We start from the raw sequence: 19,003 nt of genomic DNA on the forward strand, positions 1-19,003 counted from the left end.
GGCGACTCACCGTTCCAGCGAGATGGTCTGGTAGTCCGCCCGTTCCCCGGCGGGGCCAGGTTCGGCGCGCATCTGAGGTGGCCACCAGATCACCATCTTGTCCTTGCTCGATTGAGGGCGTGAGCAGGAGTCGCCCCTGCAGGTGGGCGTGCAGCCGGCGACGAGCAGTGCCGTGCCGATCAGGGTGACGCACAATAGGCGATGTTTCATGGTGTGGCCTTCGGAGCAGGAGTGATCAAGGAGGGGCGGGGCACGCTGAGGTGTTCATCCTTCACCACTGGGCGCATGGCGATAAATACCTCGGCTTCTTCACCCGGCTTCAGCCAGGCGCGCGGCCACACGCTCACGGCCAGGGTCTGCGGCGTGCTGCATTCATTTTCGTCAATACGGGCATAGCGCTTGGACTGGTTGCTCAGCACTACCACCGCCACGTTGTAATCCGGGCCGGTGTACCACTGGCTGCGTTCGGTGTTCAGTGCCAGGATGTCGCGGGTGCTGCACAAGGTGTTCAGCCCCAGTGGCATTGGCGCAGACTTGAAGCCCTTGGGGATTTCACCACTGACCATATGCGCCAGTGTGCTGATGATATCGCTGCGCTTTATCACGGGCGGGTGAGGGGCATCGCGCCTGGCCAGAGGTGCAAGGGCCGCTTGCAATTCGACCTGGTCCGCCTGGGGCAGGTAGCGTGAAGGGTCTGCTTGATCACCAATGACGCGCGGAGTGAGGATGAACAAGCGTTCACGCCGGTTGTTCTGCCGTTCGGTCGACGAAAACAGCGCCTTGCCTATGAATGGAATATCGCCCAGCAAGGGCACCTTGTTGCGCTGGTCGCTGCTTTCGTTGACGTGGAAGCCTCCGACCACCAGCGAGCGTTTTTCCTCCATGACCGCCTGGGTGCTGACCTTGCCTCGGCGCACATCCAGATTGCCGGGAGATGGGTTGGTTTCGTCGAAATTACCGTCTTCAATATCCACCGCCAGGTGGATCTGGTGACCGCCACGGCTGGTGATGACACGGGGAACAACCTGGAAACTGGTGCCCACAGTGACCGGTAAAATGGTGGCATTCTCTCGACCCGGTGTCAGGTATTGGGTGCGATTGAAGTCAATTACCGCCGGTTGGTTTTCCAGCGTGAGAACGGAGGGGTTGGACACCATGCTTGCCAACCCTTTGGCTTCCAGCGCGCGTATATCCGCGTAGAAGCGCTCGCGGTTTTCAATCGACAGCTGCGACGAAGTGCCCGGAGCCATATTGACGCCGCCGCGGAACCGACTGTTCTGAAAGCCCCAGTTCACCCCGAACTCTCGCAATTGCGTGCGCTCGATATCGAGAATAATCGCGTCGATTTCCACCAGCTTGCGCGCGACATCGAGTTGGGTGATCAGCTCGCGGTACATGGCCAGGCGTTCAGGCAGGTCGTAAATCAGCACGGCGTTGTTGCGCACATCGGCTTCAACGCGAATTCGGCTGCCAGGCGCCGCAGCGCGCGGTGTGAGTGCGGGGGGAGCGTCCAACGGCGCGGTATGGCCGTTTGCACCCAGCATTTGCCCCAGCAACGGGTTGCCCAATCTTGGGATGTTCGGCACGAGGGGCGCAGGCTGTGAGGTGGAGCTCTGATTCAGTCGATTGAGGGTCGAGTTGGCGCGCGGTTCCAGTAACCCTCGCAAAATGCTCGCAACACCCGGAATGTTGAGTTTCTCGCCGCGATAATCCACTTGCCGGTCCGTTGCATTGGCAAACTTGAGCGGGAAGCTCAACACACTCTGTTTTTCATCCGGCGAACGACGCTGACTGCTGAACTGTTTGATTTGCTCGATATAGCGACGAGGGCCAGATACGAGTACTACGCCGTCTTCTGGTAACTCACCCCAACCGAAGCGGCTATCGAGCAAGCCGATATCCGTGAGCGCTTGCTTGAGATCGGCAATCGTCTCGGAAGAGACTTCCAGGCGCGCAGACTCTTGCTGGTCCAGCGTGCTGATATAGAGGGTGTTGTTGTACATGTACCACTGGAAGCGGTGTTCCACCCCCAACCTGTCGAGCATCGATTGCGGGGTATTAGCGCGGATCTTGCCATTGACGTTGCCCTCCAGCAGCCCCTCGACTTGCAGTTGAGTACCAAAGGCTTGAGCGAAATCGACGAGCACCTCACGCAAGGGCTTATGTTCTGCCTCATATGCGTAAGCGGTGTTCTTCCAATCGGAAGGGATGGCGGCCAATGCGGTGTGTGCCGGGATCAGCAGCCAGGAAAGCAGAATAGCGTTACGCCAGGGAAATTCTTTGGGCGAAGCACGGCGTAAGCGACTGTGCTCATGGTTCTTGTTATGCATTGTCGGTTCTCGGGTTAGTACGACAGTGAGCGTAGCGAGGTGGGTTTGAGGTTTTGAGTCGGGCGAGCAAAGCGCGCGACTGTGGCGCGCCAGGTGTCGCGTTGGTTCAGCAGGGCCTCAAGGCAACCGAGCACGTAAGCCTCTCCCTGCCCAACTGGCAGTTTCTGAATCAGCCATAACGCGCCGCTGTCAGCTTTTTGAGCCAGTGCGCCATGGAAATGATTCAGGCTGGCCGCGCCCAGGCGCATCCAGTGCTGCAAGGTGGTGGTGTCTGCGCGGATTGAGGTCAGTTGAGCGCTAAGTAACAAAGCGTCTCCCTGACGTTTCAGCATGATTTGGTCATCACCCTCAAACAAACTGAGTTGTTCTCTACAGCCACTTAACCAATCACGAATTAGCGATTGCATGTTATTGGAAACTCTCAAAAGTACTTTTGAGCAACATATGCGAAACGCGGTTATGTTCCAGATACGCCATTTGGGAAAGTGTGTTCTTGACGGCAAGTTCATAGAATAATTCAGCATCAGCCCCATCTTTAGAACCGTTGCTTGAACTCTGCTTATACAGCTTGTGGGCAATACTGCTGCTTCTTGAAAGTTCTTGTGAAAGATTGTTGGAAAGACTCATGGGCGTTCCTTTGTCTTGGGTGGACGTGCATGGGGGGATCAATTGTTGTTAAGTAGCGTTGTGCAGGACGCCAGGCGGATGCAATTAAATGTCTATCCGGTATTCCTTTGCTTGATTGAAAAAAGCATCGAGCATCGAGTGCCAGCTAATACGGAAATCACCCTCATCGGTTTTCAATACAAGGGTCTGCGCAGGGATTGTTTCGTCGGGCTGGAGCTTCCAGAGTGTTGCCTGTTGATTGGCGAGGCACTGTTTTATCTCCTCAATGTCCTGTGGGTGACAGAGCAGCGAGGCGTTGATCTCATGAATCTGGTTTGCCAGTAGTTGCCTCAGAAGGGCGGCCAGCCGCTCGGGGGGCACCGTGTCGTCAAGCAGGCAGCGAATCGCCTGGTTGGTGATTGATGTTGCATACACCTCCAGGTTGTCACACATCGCCTGACGGTCATGCTCCCAGCGCTTGAGTTGGGCGTCTGCGCGTTGCCAGAAATCCAGGGACGCCTTTTCCAGCAGCATTTCGCATCGCTTCTCTGCCTGGATTACCAGTTCATCAGCCTGTGCCTTGGCGCGACTGATGAGTTGGTTAGCGTGTGCCCAGTTTGCAAGCTCTTCCCGGGGGATCAGGCAACGTGGCAATTCCGAAGCATCCTTGAGCAACTCAATGGTGTGTCGGCATAACATCGCTGTTTTCCTTACGCGTTCGGGTCAGGTGACAGGGGGGCGTTTGCCAATGTCGTCACGCGCCAGACTACGGCTTGCCATAGCGTGTTCAGTCGACTGCTTGCGTTTTCGAGTGAGACGGTACTTTTCTCAACCGCCTGTACGCGGTTACGGGGGAATCTCAGTCGAAGGCGCCGCCAGGTATCGGGCTCTACCCAGCTGGAGAGCAATTGCAATGGATCAGCATCGCGCGACAGCATGGTAGGGGGCAGCGCCTTGGATAAACGCATGCACCACAGGTGCTGGCTCTCGCTCAACGGCGTCGCCGCTTCAGGATTGAACGTGTCGTGAACCAGTGTCAGCGCCAGGTTGAGTTGTTCAGTTGAAGCAAGGGCCAAGCGAAGTACCGTCGGGTGAGGGGCAGGAGGCAAGCACGCAACAATGCCAGTGAGGTCGTCCGGCGCGGACCGCCTGTTGCGATAAAGCACTTTAATTGCGGGGTACTTGTCGCCCCTCCAGTCCTCGTGGGCGTGCCTCCAAGGGAACGCCCACCATTGAGCCCACGCCAGATGTTCACTCATGGAGTGATCCAGCTCAGGTGTCATGAGAGGTGCCATCCTGTTCGTGGGCTATGCGCGGCTCTTGCTGAGGATGCTGGCGGCGGCTGAACAGGAATAGCCCGGCAACCAAGGAGGACGCCACGCCAAGCAGTACCGCGATAACACTGCCTCGCCAAAACCCAAGATCATCGCTTGGCACCAGGAAAGGGCCGAAATACACCAGCCGCTGCTGCTCTTGGTAGGTGGTGGCAGGTACAAAGATCACGCTGAGTTTTTGCAGGTTATCCACTGCAGTGGTCATGCCTGGAATGCTGCTCGCCACCATCCTGCGAACGCGCGCGCGAATATTATCGGGATCCAGCCGTGGGTCATGCTTAATGAATACTGACGCTGAAGCGGGCTGGACTGGTTCTCCCGGTGCGATGCGTTCGGGCAATACCACGTGCACCCGGGCAATAATTACCCCGTCAATGTTGGATAAGGTGGCTTCAAGCTCCTGGGATAAGGCGTAGATATAGCGTGCTCGTTCTTCCAGTGGAGTGGAAATAACCCCTTCCTTGCGAAAGGTATCGCCCAGCGTGGTTCGTGCCACTCTAGGTAATCCTGCGGCTTCCAATGTACGTACGGCACGCCCGATATCGGCGGTGTTAACCGCCACGACGACACCGTCTTTGGACGGGATTTTTTGGGCGCGAATATGTTTGTCTGCCAATTCCGCTACCACTTCATTGGCTTCTTGCTCAGAAAGCTGTCGATGAAGTTCAACGCGGTCGCTGCAACCGTTTAGCATGAATGCAAAAGTCAGAAGTAGGGCGGCAGGCAGGTATTTAGTCATGTTCACTATTGCAGGTTACAGATTTTGTCGATGCATTGGCTTGTCTTGCCAAGGCTCTTTACTAAAAGCTGGGTCGTTAGCGCTACATTAGAAAGTTCCTGCGGATACTCTCTGAACTTGTCAGCGTCCATCCCTTTACTTGATGATTTCAACGCGCGTGCAAGGCGATCTTTGGCATCTACGATATGTTTTGATGGCTCTGTCAGCATGGCCAATACAGTATGGTTGGCGAAGGCAGGCGTTTTTGATATCGGACCTTCGAGCATTGAGGTGAAGAAACCAACATCCGTACTAGAAGCTGAAGGTTCCCGTGTGGCGCCCGTGTTGCTGTGAAGTTTGTTTGGCGTTGAAAAGTCAAATGCTTCTATCTGCATATAGGGCCTGCGGTGAGGTGTCTGAAGCAGGTTCTTGATAATGGCTGATGCCGCATTTATTACATCGACTCATATGACAACCTCCCCGGCTAATGAGCCAGGGAGGTAATCATGTTACGAGCGAATTTCTTTAGCCGCGGCGTACAAGCCCGAAATCATCTTTGATTTCAAACTTTCTTGGAACGTAAGCTCGGCGACTTCCTCTGCGCGTTCAGAAGCGGAACGGGAACCACTGCCACTCTGTACTCCATCGAGTTCACTGGACATCATGCTGTTGCCGTATGCGTATCCACCGTATGAACTGCTACCGGATATACCATTCATAATAAGACTCCGATTTGGATATTTTGAACGTTGATTCACGTGTCGTGAACCAAGCCCTGATGTCTGGAACTTTTTGTAACTTGAACCAGGCTTTGAATATGTGGCTCGCAACGCTAAAGCGTTCCTGATATGTCTATGGCTAGATATTTCTGGATGATTGGAGTGCTGAGGGTAGAAGCATGGCCCCCTTACTGAGCCTTTAATGAGCTCTGTGTCCTCAAGCCAATGAGATGTCCAATTGTTTCATCCTGTAGTACAGCGTGCGCTTCGCAATACCCAACTCAATCGCCACGGTATCCACGCAGTAGAGATGGCGGCACAAGGACTCTTTAATCAATGCCCTTTCAATGTGCTGCAGGCGTGCCTTAAGGTTCATTTGGTTATCCTGCAACTGGCTCGACGACGTCGAAAGCGGTGGCAGGCCCAGCACGAATCTTTTGGCCGTCGAGCGTAGTTCACGAACATTGCCTAGCCAGGGGTGGCACAGCAGCTGTTGCAACAGCCCACCAGGCGGTGGCGGGGCATTGCATTTGAACTGGGCAGCTTCTTGTTGGATCATTTCCAGAAACAGCGGGATGATGCGTTCTCGCCTATCGCGCAGCGGCGGGAGCTGGATGTTGACGACATTCAGGCGAAAGTACAGGTCACGCCTGAAAGTGCCGTGCTCGACCATCTGATAAAGCGAATGCTGTGCGGACGCGATGACGCGCATGTCCACCGGTATAAAACGGGTTGAGCCCAAGCGCTCCACCCCACGCGACTCCAGCACCCGTAGCAGTTTGGCTTGCAAGCACAATGGCATGCTGTCGATTTCGTCGAGGTACAGGGTACCTAGATGGGCGGCTTCGACAAATCCGGCCCGTGATTGCATTGCCCCGGTATAAGCACCGCTGTTGACTCCGAACAATTGGCTTTCTGCGAGGCTTTCAGGAATAGCTGCGCAGTTCACGGCAACAAAATTACCCCGTCGTCCCGATAAGCGATGAACCCGTTGTGCCAATGTATCTTTGCCAGTACCGGTTTCCCCCAGTAGTAAAATGTCAATGTTGAGGGATGCCGTACTGTTAAGTGTGTTTTCAATATCCGGGCCATCATTGAGTAAGATGGTCGATTCATTTTCCCCATTAGAGTGGGCCGGCATTAACTGGGCGCTCCATTGTTGCGAGTGTTTCACTGTTTAACGGCGTTATCCAGACGCCGATCGCTAAAGTGAAGCGTATAAGGATTATGATGTGCGCTTAAAGCGGGTATGTACTGCAATGGTGTAGGAAAACATCGTTGGTTATAGCTATTTAGTTGTTTGAGTGTTGTTGTATCTATAAACCTGGGAAGTGAGTAGGGGGAATCTGATAATTGAGTGTGGGTGTTTTCTTTGTCTGAGTTTTAATCATAGCCCACAAAAAAGCCGATGCATTGCATCGGCTTTTTTATTTGCGGCGGCCGCTTACACGTTAAAGCGGAAGTGCATCACGTCGCCATCCTTGACGATATATTCCTTACCTTCCAAGCGCCACTTACCGGCTTCCTTGGCACCGGCTTCACCTTTAAATTGGATGAAGTCGTTGTAGGCGATCACTTCTGCGCGGATAAAGCCTTTTTCAAAGTCGGTGTGGATCACGCCAGCAGCTTGTGGCGCGGTGGCGCCGACCTTGACGGTCCAAGCGCGGACTTCTTCGACACCAGCGGTGAAGTAAGTCTGCAGGTTGAGCATTTCGTAGCCGGCGCGGATCACGCGGTTCAGACCTGGTTCTTCCAGGCCCAGGGCCTCGAGGAACATGTCTTTTTCTTCGCCGTCATCAAGCTCGGCGATTTCCGCTTCGATCTTGTTGCAAACCGGCACCACGATGGCGCCTTCTTCGTCGGCGATGGCCTTGACCACGTCGAGCAACGGGTTGTTCTCGAAACCGTCTTCAGCCACGTTGGCGATGTACATCACTGGCTTGGTGGTCAGCAGGTGGAAGCCCTTGATCACGGCCTTCTCGTCAGCGCCCATGCTTTTCATCAGGCTGCGTGCCGGCTTGCCCTCGGTGAAGTGCGCGATCAACTGTTCCAACAGGCCTTTCTGGACCACGGCGTCTTTGTCGCCTCCCTTGGCGTTGCGCGCGACTTTCTGCAGTTGCTTCTCGCAGCTGTCGAGGTCAGCGAAGATCAATTCCAAGTCAATGATCTCGATGTCGCGTTTCGGGTCGACGCTATTGGAGACGTGAATCACGTTCTCGTCTTCAAAGCAGCGGACCACGTGGGCGATGGCATCGGTTTCGCGGATGTTGGCCAGGAACTTGTTGCCCAGGCCTTCACCTTTCGATGCGCCGGCTACCAGGCCTGCGATGTCGACGAACTCCATGGTGGTCGGCAGTACACGCTTCGGATTGACGATCGCTGCCAGAGCGTCCAGGCGTGTATCCGGCATCGGCACGATACCGCTGTTAGGCTCGATGGTGCAGAAGGGGAAGTTCTCCGCCGCAATACCGGACTTGGTCAAAGCGTTGAACAAGGTGGATTTGCCGACGTTGGGCAGGCCGACGATGCCGCAATTGAATCCCATGGTGTTTCCCCTCGGAAAAAAGTCAGGCCTTCTGGCTGTGCAGGTTTTTCATCGCGCGGTTCCATTCACCGGCGAAGATATCCGGCAGCACGCCGAGGGCAAAGTCGATGCTGGCATCGAGTTTTTCCTGTTCGGCGCGTGGCGCACGACCCAGGACGAAATTTGAAACCATACTTGCAACGCCTGGGTGGCCAATGCCGAGCCGCAGACGGTAAAAATTATTCTGATTACCCAACTGCGCGATGATGTCGCGCAGGCCGTTGTGCCCGCCGTGCCCGCCGCCAAGCTTGAGCTTGGCTACGCCGGGTGGCAGATCCAGTTCGTCATGGGCCACCAGGATTTCTTCGGGTTTGATTCGAAAGAAGCCCGCAAGCGCCGCAACAGCTTGGCCGCTGCGGTTCATGTAGGTGGTGGGAATCAGCAGACGAACATCCTGACCCTGGTGCGAAAAGCGCCCGGTCAGGCCAAAATATTTGCGATCGGCCCCCAGGTTTACACCTTGGGCATGGGCGATACGCTCAACAAAAAGGGCCCCCGCGTTATGCCGGGTCTGTTCGTATTCGGCGCCTGGATTTCCCAGGCCAACGATCAGTTTAATGGCAGTCACGACAGGGGCCCTTCCTTTGGAGTTGTGGATAACATCGCCTGACCGGAGTGCGGCGAAAGTGGACGACAGGAGCTCACTTATCCAGAGATAAACTTCGCGTTATCGCCCGCTTTCTCGCTACGTTTCGGTCCGCGATGTTTCCTCAAGCTCCGATGCCGCAGAGCATTACTCTGCAGCGGTTTCGCCTGCTTCATCTTCTGCTACAACACGTGGCGCGTGGACGTTGGCAACAGCCTTGTCGTCGTTGTGAGCCAGTGCAACGAACTCAACGCCTTTAGGGGCCTTGAGGTCGGACAGGTGAATGATGGTGCCGATTTCAGCAGCCGACAGGTCGACTTCGATGAACTCAGGCAGATCTTTCGGCAGGCAGCTTACTTCCAGCTCGGTAGTGGTGTGGGAAACAACGCCACCTTTCTTGACCGGAGCTTCTTCACCAACAAAGTGCACAGGTACGATAGCGGTCAGTTTCTGGCCGGCTACGACACGTACGAAGTCAGCGTGCAGGACGTGACCCTTGGATGGGTGACGTTGCAGAGCTTTGATGATGACGTTTTGCTTTTTGCCGCCAACGTTCAGTTCGATAACGTGGCTGTAGGCAGCATCGTTTTCGAGCAGTTTGGCAACTTCTTTAGCCAGCATGCTGATGGATTCAGGGGCTTTTTCGCCACCGTAAACTACAGCTGGAACCAGGCTTGCGAGACGACGCAGGCGGCGGCTCGCACCTTTCCCCAGGTCGGAACGCACTTCAGCATTCAGAGTAAAATCGTTCATGTTGTATCTCCAAAATAACCACATTCGCCCCAGCGTTTGCGACCAGCGCTAAAGGCGATATGGGCAAAAAAGCCCCGCCCCAGCAGAATGCTGGGGCGGGGCGCTTTTCGTCAGTGAGGTGATCCGAAGGTTTGACCCTTAGCGGAACATCGCGCTGATCGATTCTTCATTGCTGATGCGGCGAACCGCTTCGGCAACTACCGGTGCGATATCCAGTTGACGGATACGCGCACAGGCTTGTGCAGCAGCGGACAACGGGATGGTGTTAGTCACCACCAGTTCGTCCAGCACAGAGTTCTCGATGTTCTCGATCGCGCGGCCCGACAGCACAGGGTGTGTGCAGTAGGCGAACACTTTTGCAGCACCGTGCTCTTTCAAGGCTTTCGCCGCGTGGCACAGGGTGCCGGCGGTGTCGACCATGTCATCAACCAGAATACAGGTACGCCCTTCGACATCACCGATGATATGCATCACTTCAGAGTGATTGGCTTTCTCGCGGCGTTTGTCGATGATCCCGAGATCAACGCCCAGGGATTTGGCAACAGCCCGTGCACGCACGACGCCACCAATGTCCGGGGACACGATCATCAGGTTTTCAAAGCGCTGGTCTTCGATATCGTCCACCAGTACTGGCGAGCCGTAGATGTTATCTACCGGAATATCGAAGAACCCCTGGATTTGGTCAGCGTGCAGGTCAACCGTAAGAACACGATCGATACCTACCACGGTGAGCATGTCAGCAACGACTTTCGCACTGATAGCCACACGTGCGGAACGCGGACGGCGATCCTGACGGGCATAACCAAAATAAGGGATTACAGCTGTGATTCGAGTCGCTGAGGAGCGGCGGAAGGCATCAGCCATCACGACGAGTTCCATCAGGTTATCGTTGGTCGGAGCGCAGGTCGGCTGAATAATGAATACGTCTTTACCGCGGACGTTTTCATTGATCTCGGCTGTAATTTCGCCGTCGGAAAATTTACCGACAGAGATGTCACCGAGAGGGATATGCAGCTGACGTACGACACGTCGAGCCAGATCGGGGTTGGCGTTCCCCGTAAAGACCATCATCTTGGACACGCGCAGTACCTAGAGGCTGAGGGTAACCTGGATGAGTATTAGAAAATGGCAGGGGCGGCTGGATTCGAACCAACGCATGGCAGGATCAAAACCTGCTGCCTTACCGCTTGGCGACGCCCCTGTATCTGTTGCAACGAGTACCCAGTACTCGGTTCCTTTTAGAGCAGACTTTGCAGCTTGCGATGCAACATCGAAACGTTGCTTCCCTTTGCTACAAACCCTGTAAGGGTCTCTGTAAGAAGGGCCGAGACTTTATCAGCTTCAGCTTTGTTTGGGAAGCCCCCAAACACACAACTTCCAGTTCCGGTTAATTTTGCTTCGGTAAATTTACCTAACAAATTCAAAGCGTTACGTACCTCTGGATAACGCCTTGCTACAACCGGTAAGCAGTCATTTCGACTGTTTCCCTTGGGAACGGGGCGCACTTTAATGGGAGAAGAGTTACGTGTCAACAACGGATCTGAAAAAATTTCTGCTGTACTTACAGATACTTGCGGCACAAGCACGACATACCACGGCTCTTCGGGGTATTCCGGGGTGAGTTTCTCCCCTACACCCTCAGCAAAAGCGGCGTGTCCGTGCACGAAAACCGGGACGTCGGCGCCCAGCGTAAGGCCCAGCGCTGCTAAGCGATCATGGTCCCAACCCAGTTGCCATAAGTGATTCAAGCCCAGCAATGTCGTCGCGGCATTTGAGCTGCCACCACCGATTCCGCCGCCCATGGGCAAAATTTTATCGATCCAGATATCGATGCCCAACGAACAACCGGATTGTTCCTGAAGTTTTTTTGCTGCCCTCACGATGAGGTTGCTGTCGTGGGGCACGCCTTCGAATTCTGTGTGCAGTTGAATCACGCCGTCGTCGCGTACGGCGAAGGTGAGTTCATCGCCGTAGTCGAGAAATTGGAAAAGCGTCTGCAACTCGTGATAGCCGTCTTCACGACGACCGAGAATGTGCAGCATCAGATTGAGTTTTGCGGGGGAGGGCAGGGTCAGTTTTTCTACAGTCACGTTATTGCCCCAGCTTGCGCGGTTGCCAGTCCTTGATCACCAGCGTGACGTCAAGGTCAGTGCCATGCAGCTTGATACGCTCCGGCAGCCAGTAACCGCCCTGTTCGGTATAGCTGAGGTATTCGACCTGCCAGCCATCCTGCTCCAGCGAGGCGAGGCGGCTGTCGCCATTAAGGCTCAGTCGACTCTTGCTATCGGGCGCGGGCAAGCCACGCACCCACCACACAAGGTGTGACACGGGCAGCTTCCAGCCAATCTGTTCTTCAAGCAGCGCTTCCGGCGAAGTCGCTTCATAGCGACCTTGGTTGGCCACTTCGAGGCTGACCTGACCCGGGCGACCCGTCAGGCGAGCGGCACCACGGCCCAGCGGGCCCGACAAACGAATGTCGTAGTAGTCCTGGCGTTGCAGCCAGAACAAGGTGCCGCTGCCCGAGTCCTTGGGGGCGCGAACGCCGACTTTGCCTTCGATCTGCCAGCCATCGATGCTGCTGAGCTGATCCTTATGCTGTTTCCATTGCGCCGGGTTGCCCTGGCCTTCAACGGATTCACGGGTGCCTACGCCCGCGCAACCGGCGAGCAGGGCAATAAGACTGAACACTACAACGTGGCGCAAGAACATAAGCTTAAAGGGTCTCGGATCCGGTCAGGCGCTTGATGGTGCCGCGCAGGATGGGGCTTTCGGGTTGTTCCTTGAGGAATTTTTCCCAGATTTGACGTGCTTCGCGCTGCTTGCCGTTGGCCCACAGCACTTCACCCAGGTGCGCCGCGACTTCCTGATCGGGGAAGCGCTCCAGCGCTTGGCGCAGTAAGCGTTCGGCCTCATCCAGGTTGCCCAGGCGGTAATTCACCCAGCCTAGGCTGTCGAGTACGGCCGGGTCTTCCGGGTTGAGTTGGTGCGCTTGTTCGATCAGCACCTTGGCTTCGTCGTAGCGCGTGGTGCGGTCAGACAAGGTGTAGCCCAGGGCGTTGAGAGCCATGGCGTTGTCGGGGTCGCGCTTGATGATCAGGCGCAGGTCTTTTTCCATCTGCGCCAGGTCATTGCGTTTTTCCGCCTGCATGGCACGGGTGTACAGCAGGTTCAAATCGTCGGGGAATTGCAACAAGGCTTGTTGCAGCAGTTTCCAGGCGCGCTCGCCCTGATTGTTGGCCGACAAGGTCTCGGCCTGGATCAGGTACAGCTGGATCGCGTAGTCCGGCTCGGCATCGCGGGCCGCGGTCAGGCGTTTTTCCGCCTCATCAGTGCGCCCGTTACTCATCAGGATGTCGGCCTGGCGCAACTGGGCGGGCAGGTAGTCGTTGCCGGGGCCAACCTGAGCGTATTCGAGCAGGGCAGCTTGTGGGTCGTTGCGTTCTTCCGCGATACGGCCCAGGTTCAAGTGTGCGGAGTCCACATGGCTTTCACGCTCGATCAGTTCTTCCAGATAGCCCTTGGCCTCATCCCAGGCCTTGGCCTCCAGGCATACCAGCGCCAGTGAGTAACGCAGCTCATCGTCGTCCGGGTATTGCTGGACCAGATTGGCGAACTGCACTTTGGCGTCCTCCATACGGTCCTGCTCAACCAGCATGCGCGCATAGGTCAATCGCAGGCGTTTGTCGTCCGGGTACTTCTTGATGCTTTTTTCCAGCAGCGGAATGGCTTCCTTGCCGCGATTGAGATTTTGCAGCAGGCGTGCACGCAGCAGGATCGGCGCAATCTCGCCATCGTCCGGCGGGTTCTGTTCCAGCAGCTTCAGCGCGGCGTCAGGCTCGTCGTCCTGTTGCAGCAACAGGGCCTTGCCGAAAATCAGTTGGCTGTTCTTGGGATGCTTTTGAAGCAGGCGGTCGAAACTCTTCATCAGGCCATTGCGCGTGTCCTGGTCGGTGTCGGCAGCCGACAGCGCGAGGAAGTCGAAATGGGTATCACCCTTGCCTTGCAGGACTTTCTCCATATAGACCATGGAGTCGTCATAGCGCCCGGCCCGCGCCAGTTGAATGGCTGCGGCACGTTGCGCCTCCAGATCGTCCGGTGCGTTTTTTGCCCAGATCAGCGAGGTATCCAGCGCAGCCTGATCGGCTCCCAGATACTCGGCGATGCGAAATGCGCGTTCGGAGATGCCTGGGTCCTGGGTGTTGATGGCCTGGGTCACATAGTTATCCAGCGCAATATCGAAGCGATTGCGCTGGCCAGCCAGTTCCGCACTCAGCAGGCTGAACACCGTTTCTTCACTGAACGAGGAATAAACCTTGGGCTTTTCAGGGGCGGGGGTGCTGTCTTCTACCGGCGGCGTACCGTCCGACGACACGGGGGCCAAGGCCTGGCAGCCGCTGAGGAAGACAAAAGCAAGGAGCAACGCGGAGGATCTATTCATATAGGAAGAGGACGACTAACCTGCGGTCGGATCATCATGACACAAGCCTTCGGCCAAACATAACCGAGTCTCAGTTGATGCCTTTATAGACACAAGGCATTAGGACAATAGACGACGGTGGTTGTTCTGAATCTTTCGAAGTAGGACAATTGTCGGCTTCCCGACATCATCAGCGATATTGAATGGCCTTCCTCGCACTCGGTATTAACCACAAGACTGCCTCCGTAGACGTGCGCGAGCGCGTGGCGTTTACGCCAGAGCAGTTGGTTGAGGCCTTGCAGCAGCTCTGCCGGCTCACCGACAGCCGCGAAGCTGCGATCCTTTCGACCTGCAATCGCAGCGAGCTTTATATAGAGCAGGAACATCTTTCAGCGGATGTCGTCCTGCGCTGGCTGGCCGATTACCACCATTTAAGCCTCGACGACCTGCGCGCATGCGCTTATGTGCACGAAGAGGATGCGGCAGTTCGTCACATGATGCGTGTGGCCGCGGGTCTCGATTCGCTCGTATTGGGCGAGCCGCAGATTTTGGGCCAGATGAAGTCCGCCTACGCCGTGGCGCGTGAGGCCGGTACCGTTGGTCCGTTGCTGGGTCGGCTGTTTCAGGCCACGTTCAATTCCGCCAAGCAAGTGCGCACTGATACAGCCATCGGCGAAAACCCGGTGTCCGTGGCATTTGCCGCCGTCAGCCTGGCCAAACAGATTTTCAGCGACTTGCAGCGCAGCCAGGCCTTGCTGATTGGCGCCGGCGAGACCATCACCCTGGTCGCCCGTCATCTGCATGACCTGGGTGTAAAGCGCATCGTGGTCGCCAACCGCACCCTGGAGCGGGCCAGCATCCTCGCCGAACAATTCGGTGCCCACGCCGTGCTGCTGGCGGATATTCCGGCTGAACTGGTGCGCAGCGATATCGTCATCAGCTCCACTGCCAGCCAATTGCCGATTCTGGGCAAAGGCGCGGTGGAAAGTGCGCTGAAGCTGCGCAAGCATAAACCGATTTTCATGGTGGATATCGCCGTTCCCCGGGATATCGAGCCCGAAGTCGGCGAGTTGGACGACGTTTACCTCTATAGCGTCGACGATCTGCACGAAGTGGTCGCCGAAAATCTCAAGAGTCGCCAAGGGGCTGCCCAGGCTGCCGAGGAGATGGTCAGCACCGGTGCCGAAGATTTTATGGTGCGTCTGCGTGAACTGGCGGCGGTGGATGTGCTCAAGGCGTATCGTCAGCAGGGCGAACGCCTGCGCGACGAGGAACTGCTCAAGGCCCAGCGTTTGCTGGCCAACGGCGGTAGCGCTGAAGAGGTGCTGATGCAACTGGCCCGTGGGTTGACCAACAAGTTACTCCACGCCCCCAGCGTGCAGCTTAAAAAATTGACTGCCGAAGGCCGCCTCGATGCGCTGGCCATGGCCCAGGAACTCTTTGCCCTCGGTGAGGGCGCGTCAGATAGCTCTTCGGATAAAAAATCGCAATGAAAGCGTCACTGCTCAATAAACTGGACGTGCTCCAGGACCGTTTCGAAGAACTGACCGCCTTGCTCGGCGATGGCGAAGTCATCTCCGATCAGACCAAATTTCGTACCTATTCCAAGGAATACGCGGAAGTTGAGCCGATCGTAAGCACCTACGGACAATGGCTGAAGACCCAAGCCGACCTTGAAGGCGCCCAGGCGCTGCTCAAGGACAGCGACCCGGACATGCGCGAAATGGCCGTCGAAGAAGTCCGCGAAGCCAAGGACAAGCTGATCGCGCTGGAAGGCGACCTGCAACGCATGCTGCTGCCCAAGGATCCCAACGACGGACGCAACGTGTTCCTCGAAATCCGCGCCGGCACCGGTGGTGACGAGGCGGCGATTTTCTCTGGCGACCTCTTCCGTATGTATTCGCGCTATGCCGAGCGACGTGGCTGGCGTGTGGAGATCCTGTCCGAGAACGAGGGCGAGCACGGCGGCTATAAAGAAGTCATCGCGCGGGTTGAAGGCGAGAATGTCTACGGCAAGCTGAAGTTCGAATCCGGCGCGCACCGCGTACAACGTGTACCAGCGACCGAATCCCAAGGCCGTATCCACACCTCCGCGTGCACCGTGGCCGTACTGCCTGAGCCTGACGAGCAGGAAGCCATCGAGATCAACCCCGCGGACTTGCGCGTGGACACTTACCGCTCGTCGGGTGCCGGGGGGCAGCACGTCAACAAGACCGACTCGGCGATCCGCATCACCCACTTGCCGTCGGGCATCGTGGTGGAATGCCAGGAAGAGCGTTCCCAGCACAAGAACCGTGCACGGGCCATGTCCTGGTTGTCGGCCAAACTCAACGACCAGCAAACCAGCGCCGCCGCCAATGCGATTGCCAGTGAGCGCAAGTTGCTGGTGGGGTCGGGCGACCGTTCAGAGCGCATTCGCACCTACAACTTTGCCCAGGGCCGGGTCACCGACCACCGGGTCAACCTCACCCTGTACTCCCTCGACGAGATTCTTGCCGGTGGCGTCGATGCGGTGATCGAGCCCTTGCTCGCCGAATACCAGGCCGATCAACTGGCCGCGATAGGTGAATAAATGACCATCATCGCCAGCCTGCTGCGTGCCGCTGATTTGCCAGACTCGCCCACTGCGCGCCTGGATGTGGAATTGTTGCTGGCGGCTGCCCTGGGCAAATCCCGCAGCTACCTGCACACCTGGCCGGAAAAAATCGTCAGCAGCGAAGACGCTCTGACCTTTGCCGGCTATCTCCAGCGCCGCCGCGGGGGTGAGCCGGTCGCTTATATTCTCGGCCAGCAAGGCTTCTGGAAGCTGGACCTAGAGGTCGCGCCTCACACGCTGATCCCGCGTCCGGAAACCGAACTGCTGGTGGAGGCGGCCCTGGAATTACTGCCGGCCACGCCAGCCAAGGTTCTCGACCTCGGCACCGGCAGCGGCGCCATCGCCCTGGCCCTGGCCAGTGAGCGCCCGGCCTGGCAAGTCACTGCCGTCGACCGTGTGCTTGAAGCCGTGGCCCTGGCCGAACGCAACCGCCAGCGTCTTCACCTGAATAACGCCACAGTGCTGAGCAGTCATTGGTTCAGCTCACTGCAAGGTCGCAGTTACGATCTGATCATCAGTAATCCGCCTTATATCGCTGACAACGACCCGCATCTGGTCGCAGGCGATGTACGTTTCGAACCGGCCAGTGCGCTGGTGGCGGGCCATGATGGTCTGGACGACTTGCGGTTGATCATCAACGAGGCGCCGGCCCACCTGAATGCGGGTGGCTGGCTGCTGCTCGAACACGGTTACGATCAGGCTTTGGCCGTACGTGATCTGTTGCTGAGCCAGGGTTTTGACGAAGTGCATAGCCGTCTCGACCTCGGTGGTCACGAACGCATCACCCTGGGACGTCGCCCGTGCTGACTGATCAGGAGCTGTTGCGCTATAGCCGACAGATTCTGTTGCAACATGTCGACATCGAGGGCCAATTACGCCTGAAAAACAGCCGAGCTCTGATCGTCGGGCTCGGTGGCCTGGGCGCGCCGGTGGCGCTGTATCTGGCCGCTGCGGGCGTGGGCGAGCTGCATTTGGCCGACTTCGACACCGTCGACCTGACCAACCTGCAACGCCAGATCATCCATGACACCGACAGCGTTGGGCAGACCAAGGTCGAATCGGCGCTGCGCCGCCTGACCGCCATCAACCCTGAAATCACGTTGGTTGCCCATCGCACCGCGCTGGACGCCGACTCCCTGGCGGCCGCAGTGGCGGCGGTAGACGTGGTGCTCGATTGCAGCGACAACTTCTCCACACGCGAAGCGGTCAACGCCGCCTGCGTCGTCGCAGCCAAGCCGTTGATCAGCGGCGCGGCAATTCGGCTTGAAGGCCAATTGTCTGTCTTCGACCCGCGTCGCGCCGAAAGCCCGTGTTACCACTGTTTATACGGGCATGGCAGCGACACCGAGCTTACGTGCAGCGAAGCGGGGGTGGTCGGGCCGTTGGTGGGGCTGGTCGGTAGCCTGCAAGCCTTGGAAGCCTTGAAGCTGCTTGCCGGTTTTGGTGAACCGCTGGTGGGCCGCTTGTTATTGATTGATGCCTTGACCACGCGCTTTCGTGAATTGCGGGTCAAGCGTGATCCCGGATGCAGTGTCTGTGGGACGCAACATGATTAAGGACGCGCCGATCGGTGTGTTCGATTCCGGGGTCGGCGGCTTGTCGGTGCTGGATGAAATTCAGCAACTGTTGCCCCACGAATCGCTGCTGTACGTGGCCGATTGCGGGCATATCCCCTATGGCGAGAAAACCCCCGAATTTATTCGTGAGCGTTCACGGCGGGTCGCTGAGTTTTTCCGCGAACGGGGCGCCAAGGCGTTCGTGATCGCTTGCAATACCGCGACCGTCGCCGCCGTAGCCGACTTGCGCCAGGACTATCCCGATTGGCCGCTGGTGGGCATGGAACCCGCCGTCAAACCTGCGGCTGCCGCCACGCGCAGTGGCGTGGTCGGTGTGCTGGCCACCACCGGTACTCTGCAAAGTGCCAAGTTCGCCGCGTTGCTCGACCGTTTCGCCACCGATGTGCAGGTGATCACCCAGCCGTGCCCGGGCCTGGTGGAGCTGATTGAAACCGGTGATCTGCACAGCCCGGCCCTGCGTCAGTTGTTGCAGGGCTACATCGAGCCGCTGCTAAGCGCCGGTTGCGACACCCTCATCCTCGGTTGCACCCACTATCCCTTCCTCAAGCCGCTCCTGGCGCAGATGCTGCCCCCCAGCATCATCCTCATCGACACCGGCGCCGCCGTGGCTCGCCAGCTCAAGCGTTTACTGGGCGAACGCGACCTGCTTGCCCACGGTGATCCTGAGCCTGCGCAGTTCTGGACCAGCGGTGATGTGTATCACCTAAGAAATATCCTACCGACACTGTGGAAATATTCCGGAGTTGTGCGAAGCTTTGGCGCGTGAAAATTTCGTGAAATATC

The 19,003-nt window shown here is 57.1% G+C and carries 21 protein-coding genes and 1 tRNA gene; 5 read left to right on the plus strand and 17 right to left on the minus strand.

Annotation, left to right across the window (positions count from 1 at the left end):
- Positions 1 to 6 precede the first annotated feature (6 nt).
- The 17 genes from hrpT to ACEN2T_RS07110 all read right to left on the minus strand — a co-directional run bounded on the left by hrpT (position 7) and on the right by ACEN2T_RS07110 (position 14,068).
- Positions 7 to 210, minus strand: coding sequence for an HrpT family type III secretion system protein (gene hrpT, locus ACEN2T_RS07030; RefSeq protein WP_032886100.1), 204 nt, complete (start codon positions 208 to 210; stop codon positions 7 to 9).
- Entirely contained in the window at positions 207 to 2,330 is a 2,124-nt protein-coding gene (sctC, locus tag ACEN2T_RS07035; protein WP_442116500.1) for a type III secretion system outer membrane ring subunit SctC, read from the minus strand. The genes hrpT and sctC overlap by 4 nt, the downstream gene beginning before the upstream one ends.
- Before the next feature lie 14 nt (positions 2,331 to 2,344).
- Complete coding sequence (locus ACEN2T_RS07040) at positions 2,345 to 2,662, minus strand: type III secretion protein (protein ID WP_256226246.1); 318 nt, start codon at positions 2,660 to 2,662, stop codon at positions 2,345 to 2,347.
- A gap of 76 nt (positions 2,663 to 2,738) precedes the next feature.
- The gene (locus ACEN2T_RS07045) at positions 2,739 to 2,957 is read right to left on the minus strand and encodes a hypothetical protein (RefSeq protein WP_032886104.1); all 219 of its coding nucleotides are present in this window, start codon (positions 2,955 to 2,957) and stop codon (positions 2,739 to 2,741) included.
- 84 nt (positions 2,958 to 3,041) lie between these two features.
- Positions 3,042 to 3,635: a type III secretion system stator protein SctL gene (gene sctL, locus ACEN2T_RS07050; protein ID WP_442116501.1), complete on the minus strand. Its 594-nt coding sequence runs from the start codon at positions 3,633 to 3,635 to the stop codon at positions 3,042 to 3,044.
- Between the two features lie 11 nt (positions 3,636 to 3,646).
- Complete coding sequence (locus ACEN2T_RS07055; protein WP_122680441.1) at positions 3,647 to 4,195, minus strand: type III secretion protein; 549 nt, start codon at positions 4,193 to 4,195, stop codon at positions 3,647 to 3,649.
- 13 nt (positions 4,196 to 4,208) lie between these two features.
- Positions 4,209 to 5,009: a type III secretion system inner membrane ring lipoprotein SctJ gene (gene sctJ, locus ACEN2T_RS07060; protein ID WP_122752377.1), complete on the minus strand. Its 801-nt coding sequence runs from the start codon at positions 5,007 to 5,009 to the stop codon at positions 4,209 to 4,211.
- Positions 5,010 to 5,014: 5 nt separating this feature from the next.
- Positions 5,015 to 5,383: an EscI/YscI/HrpB family type III secretion system inner rod protein gene (locus tag ACEN2T_RS07065; protein ID WP_442116502.1), complete on the minus strand. Its 369-nt coding sequence runs from the start codon at positions 5,381 to 5,383 to the stop codon at positions 5,015 to 5,017.
- Between the two features lie 541 nt (positions 5,384 to 5,924).
- The gene (locus tag ACEN2T_RS07070) at positions 5,925 to 6,848 is read right to left on the minus strand and encodes a sigma 54-interacting transcriptional regulator (protein ID WP_442116503.1); all 924 of its coding nucleotides are present in this window, start codon (positions 6,846 to 6,848) and stop codon (positions 5,925 to 5,927) included.
- 303 nt (positions 6,849 to 7,151) lie between these two features.
- Complete coding sequence (gene ychF, locus ACEN2T_RS07075) at positions 7,152 to 8,252, minus strand: redox-regulated ATPase YchF (RefSeq protein ID WP_095183770.1); 1,101 nt, start codon at positions 8,250 to 8,252, stop codon at positions 7,152 to 7,154.
- A gap of 22 nt (positions 8,253 to 8,274) precedes the next feature.
- Complete coding sequence (pth, locus tag ACEN2T_RS07080; protein WP_442116504.1) at positions 8,275 to 8,859, minus strand: aminoacyl-tRNA hydrolase; 585 nt, start codon at positions 8,857 to 8,859, stop codon at positions 8,275 to 8,277.
- Between the two features lie 165 nt (positions 8,860 to 9,024).
- On the minus strand, positions 9,025 to 9,630 hold the full coding sequence (locus tag ACEN2T_RS07085; protein ID WP_032886113.1) for a 50S ribosomal protein L25/general stress protein Ctc: 606 nt from the start codon (positions 9,628 to 9,630) through the stop codon (positions 9,025 to 9,027).
- A 138-nt stretch (positions 9,631 to 9,768) separates the two neighbouring features.
- A complete protein-coding gene (locus ACEN2T_RS07090; RefSeq protein WP_003171603.1) occupies positions 9,769 to 10,710 on the minus strand; it encodes a ribose-phosphate pyrophosphokinase in 942 nt (313 codons plus the stop codon).
- Between the two features lie 46 nt (positions 10,711 to 10,756).
- Positions 10,757 to 10,831: transfer RNA gene (locus ACEN2T_RS07095), tRNA-Gln, on the minus strand.
- Positions 10,832 to 10,868: 37 nt separating this feature from the next.
- Complete coding sequence (gene ispE, locus ACEN2T_RS07100) at positions 10,869 to 11,672, minus strand: 4-(cytidine 5'-diphospho)-2-C-methyl-D-erythritol kinase (protein WP_185168227.1); 804 nt, start codon at positions 11,670 to 11,672, stop codon at positions 10,869 to 10,871.
- Positions 11,673 to 11,721: 49 nt separating this feature from the next.
- Positions 11,722 to 12,339, minus strand: a complete 618-nt coding sequence (gene lolB, locus ACEN2T_RS07105; RefSeq protein ID WP_095183772.1) for a lipoprotein insertase outer membrane protein LolB — start codon at positions 12,337 to 12,339, stop codon at positions 11,722 to 11,724.
- A gap of 4 nt (positions 12,340 to 12,343) precedes the next feature.
- Positions 12,344 to 14,068, minus strand: a complete 1,725-nt coding sequence (locus ACEN2T_RS07110; protein WP_032886118.1) for a tetratricopeptide repeat protein — start codon at positions 14,066 to 14,068, stop codon at positions 12,344 to 12,346.
- A gap of 182 nt (positions 14,069 to 14,250) precedes the next feature.
- Between ACEN2T_RS07110 and hemA the strand changes: the two genes are divergently transcribed.
- Genes hemA through murI form a run of 5 tightly spaced genes read left to right on the plus strand, consistent with a single transcriptional unit; the run spans position 14,251 to position 18,986 of the window.
- Positions 14,251 to 15,540, plus strand: a complete 1,290-nt coding sequence (gene hemA / locus ACEN2T_RS07115; protein ID WP_032886119.1) for a glutamyl-tRNA reductase — start codon at positions 14,251 to 14,253, stop codon at positions 15,538 to 15,540.
- A complete protein-coding gene (prfA, locus tag ACEN2T_RS07120; protein WP_032886121.1) occupies positions 15,537 to 16,619 on the plus strand; it encodes a peptide chain release factor 1 in 1,083 nt (360 codons plus the stop codon). Before hemA ends, prfA begins: the two co-directional genes overlap by 4 nt.
- Positions 16,620 to 17,450, plus strand: a complete 831-nt coding sequence (gene prmC, locus ACEN2T_RS07125; RefSeq protein WP_442116505.1) for a peptide chain release factor N(5)-glutamine methyltransferase — start codon at positions 16,620 to 16,622, stop codon at positions 17,448 to 17,450.
- Positions 17,444 to 18,199 (plus strand): molybdopterin-synthase adenylyltransferase MoeB, encoded by a 756-nt coding sequence (locus ACEN2T_RS07130; RefSeq protein WP_442116506.1) that lies wholly within the window; start codon positions 17,444 to 17,446, stop codon positions 18,197 to 18,199. Before prmC ends, ACEN2T_RS07130 begins: the two co-directional genes overlap by 7 nt.
- A complete protein-coding gene (gene murI / locus ACEN2T_RS07135; RefSeq protein WP_179179543.1) occupies positions 18,192 to 18,986 on the plus strand; it encodes a glutamate racemase in 795 nt (264 codons plus the stop codon). The genes ACEN2T_RS07130 and murI overlap by 8 nt, the downstream gene beginning before the upstream one ends.
- The last annotated feature ends 17 nt before the right edge of the window (positions 18,987 to 19,003 follow it).

The organism is Pseudomonas sp. W22_MBD1_FP4, assembly GCF_052113765.1.
Taxonomy (GTDB): Bacteria; Pseudomonadota; Gammaproteobacteria; order Pseudomonadales; family Pseudomonadaceae; genus Aquipseudomonas; species Aquipseudomonas sivasensis.